Annotated in this window: 4 protein-coding genes; all 4 read left to right on the top strand. The window is 54.1% G+C overall.

The features are described 5' to 3' along the window. Window positions 1–915 (top strand): AmmeMemoRadiSam system radical SAM enzyme (gene amrS, locus K0B87_09515; protein ID MBW6514973.1); only part of this gene is annotated, 915 nt, incomplete at its 5' end. Beyond that, window positions 915–1,280: a NusG domain II-containing protein gene (locus tag K0B87_09510; protein ID MBW6514972.1), complete on the top strand. Its 366-nt coding sequence runs from the start codon at window positions 915–917 to the stop codon at window positions 1,278–1,280. The genes amrS and K0B87_09510, both read left to right, overlap by 1 nt. 10 nt (window positions 1,281–1,290) lie before the next feature. Further along, complete coding sequence (locus K0B87_09505) at window positions 1,291–3,261, top strand: hypothetical protein (protein MBW6514971.1); 1,971 nt, start codon at window positions 1,291–1,293, stop codon at window positions 3,259–3,261. A gap of 24 nt (window positions 3,262–3,285) precedes the next feature. Continuing rightward, the coding region (locus K0B87_09500) for a hypothetical protein (GenBank protein MBW6514970.1) at window positions 3,286–3,394 on the top strand (109 nt) is incomplete at its 3' end.

Raw genomic sequence — 3,394 nt, 5'->3', positions numbered from 1 at the left:
TGCGAACTGGAGACAGGGGAGAGGGGTCGATGCCGTGGCCGGCAAAACATAGGCGGCAAGCTGATCGCGACCAATTATGGGCAGAGCATCGGGATCGGCCTGGACCCGATCGAGAAAAAGCCGCTTTACCACTTCCGGCCAGGCTCGCAGATACTTTCCCTGGGCGCCAATTCCTGCAATTTGTCCTGCTTTTTCTGCCAGAATTTTGACAGCAGCCAGGCGGAATGCCCCACCCGCTTCATCAGCCCGGCAGACCTCCACGCTCTGGTGCTTGAGCACTGCCAAAAGGGAGTTAATCAGGTCGCTTTCACCTACACCGAACCATTCACCTGGTATGAGTATATTTACGATTTTGCCCTGCTGGCCAAGGATACAGACATCATTCTGGTCACCAACGGATTCATCAATCCCCAGCCTTTGAAAAAGCTATTGCCCTATGTAAAGGCCATGAATATCGACTTGAAATCGATCCGCCCCGAGTATTACACAGAGCACTGCGGGGCAGGATTGGAAACAGTGAAACAGACCATCAGGACCGCTCATGAGGGAGGAGTGCACATCGAACTGACCAACCTCCTCATCCCCGGTTTGAACGACTCCGATGGTGATGTAAGAGCTCTTGTGAATTTCGTGGCCTGTTTGGACAAAGACATTCCGCTGCATTTCTCCGCCTATCATCCGGCTTACAAATCACGGATCCCGGCCACGCCCCAGGATACGGTTTTAGGCGCCTGCAAGATCGCCAGTGAAAGCTTGTCCTATGTTTACGCGGGCAATATCTACACAAGCGAGTTCCGCGAGACGAAGTGCCCCCAATGCGGAAGCGTGGTAATATCCGCGGGCAGGAGGATCGTTGCGCTAAATGCTGAGGGGAGCTGCGCGAGCTGTTCACACCGGATCAAGGGGGTCTGGTGATGCTTCACTTTCTGCGGGAAAAGCTCAGCCTGGCCGACCTGCTGTTGATGATCGTGGTCCTTTTGGCAATTGTCCTGAGCGCGTTCATGGTATATCGGAAAAACGACGACAGATACGTCCATGTTCATAAAGACAACCGACCTCTGGGAGTTTTTCCCCTGAACGTGGACCGCGTGATCCGCATAGATGAGCACAACACTGTCCAGATCAAGGATTCCCAAGTGCTGATGCTGTCAGCCGATTGTCCCGACAGAAGGTGCGTGAAGCAAGGCGCGGGGAGTGTTTTGCCAATTGTGTGCCTGCCCAATCGCGTGGTGGTGGAGATCCGCGGGCAAGGGTCCGAACGGGTCCTGATCGTTCGCTGAGGCTTATTCGATGATGAAATTCGCCCTTTACGTCTCGGATCACGGATACGGGCACGCCACCCGGATGGCGGCTCTGGCCTCTGAATTCATCCGCTTCGGGATTTTCGTGCACATTCGCAGCGCGCGGCCGGATTTCCTGTTTTCCGGTTTGAATCCCAGTTTTTCTGCCAAGGAGGACGTGAGCATCGATGTGGGGGTTAGGCATGGGAAAAATCTGGTTCCCGACCTGAAAGCAACCAGATCCGCCTTGATCGGATTGATGGGCCGGCGGCTGGAGATAATAGAACGGGAAGTGGATTTTCTGCGGGGTGAAAAGATCGATCTGATCATTGCCGACATTCCCTGGCTGGCTGTGGAAGCCGGAACCTACGCCAGGGTGCCTGTGTTTGCCATCTCCAATTTTGACTGGCTGTTCATCTATGCCGGGCTGTTTGTGCAAGACAGTGACCTGAAACCGCTCCTGAACACCATCTTTGGCCTTTATCAAAGGGTGGACCGGGCTTTCCGCCTGCCATTGAGCTCTGCCAAGAGCATGGGTGCCTTGCGCAAGCTGGAAAAAGTGGGGCTGCTGGCCCAGCGCAAAGCGGAGTATCCGGATCTGCGGCAAAAGCATGGCCTGGAGCCTAAAACTCCGCTATTGACCTGCGCTTTCGGTGGGGAAGGGGAGATGGAGCTCGATCTGGAAATGCTTTGCGCCGCCTTCCCCGGCCAGGTGCTCTCCACCCATGCTTCGGATGGCATACCCAACCATGTTCAAGTTCCCAGGGATGCCGATTTCGCGGACCTGATCCATGGAACGGACGTATTGCTCACCAAACCGGGTTACAGCAGTTTCGCCGAAGCGCTGCAGTTTGGAAAATACATCATCTACCAGCCCCGCGAGGACTATCCCGAGGAGGAGGTCCTGATCCGGGGTATCGCCAGATATCCACATCAGTCCAGGTTGGAAAGCCTGAACCTAAGTAAAACTGCCTGGAGTAAGCTGTTTGAGAACATTCCACTTGGCCAGGTGGCGAAAAATCATCCGGCCAACGCGAATTCCCGGATCGCCGCCCTGATTATCCAGCGCTTCCTGGAACTCAAATTTCCCCCGGGCAAGCTCCTCTCTGTGTTCGACGCCGGATCAAACAATCTGAATTATGCCCTGTGCGAGAATGGAAATCCCCAGCCCATCCTCACGGCCCAGATCCACACCGGACTGGGACGCGACTATAAGATCGCAAGCGACGGCAAGGTCATGATCCCGGCCAGGAGTTTGGCTGGCTTCAAAAGGCGGGTGTCGGAATTCCTCGTCTATGACCAGGGCATAGATTCCCTCAAACAGGTGATCGCCACCGGCATCCATCGCCACAGCAGTGCCAGCGCGGAGTTATCGGCTTGGTTTGACCTTCGCTGGGGCATCAAATACCGGTTGCTGAGCGCGAAAGAAGAGATGGAATTGGCCTGGCTGGCCGCCCGGGATATCGCGCCTGCAGACAGAAACACCCTGATCGTCGATGTGGGTGGATTCAGCACAGAATTTGTGAGTGGGGATTCCTTTCATAATCTCACAGGCATGAGTTTGGATATGGGCCTGCTCACTTTGCGTAAAGCCGCATCTGAAAAGAAGAACATCACACAACTGATCAAAGATAGCCTGGCTGGATTGGATCATCCCCAACCTGAGGTGATAATCTGCATCGGCCTGACCGCCAGATTTCTGGCCAAGATCATTTATGGCGAAAGATGTTTTACGCCAGATAAGCTGCATGGGGCCAAGGTCACGAAACATCAATTGGACACTCTGCAGGACATGCTGGCTTCCACTGACAGGGAGCCGATTCTTGAGCGGTCCATGGAACCCCAATCAACCGATATTCTCGAACTCAGCATCCAGTACTACAAGCTTATGCTGGACAAATTCATGGCTTCAGAATTCATTGTCTGCTATTATGGAATATCGACCGCCTATAATCTCTGGAACAAACGCAAGCGCCATTAATCCTGGCTCCGGGCCTTCAACGACATGAAATTCTATATCGAGACCTACGGCTGCCAGATGAATGTATCCGACAGCGAACTGGTCAGCTCGATCCTCATCAATGCAGGCTGGGAAGCAGCAGTATCGATCGATG

Source organism: Candidatus Syntrophosphaera sp. (assembly GCA_019429425.1).
Taxonomy (GTDB): Bacteria; Cloacimonadota; Cloacimonadia; order Cloacimonadales; family Cloacimonadaceae; genus Syntrophosphaera.
Note: the sequence above shows the minus strand (reverse complement) of the source record. Positions and strands in the feature narration are given on the sequence as shown.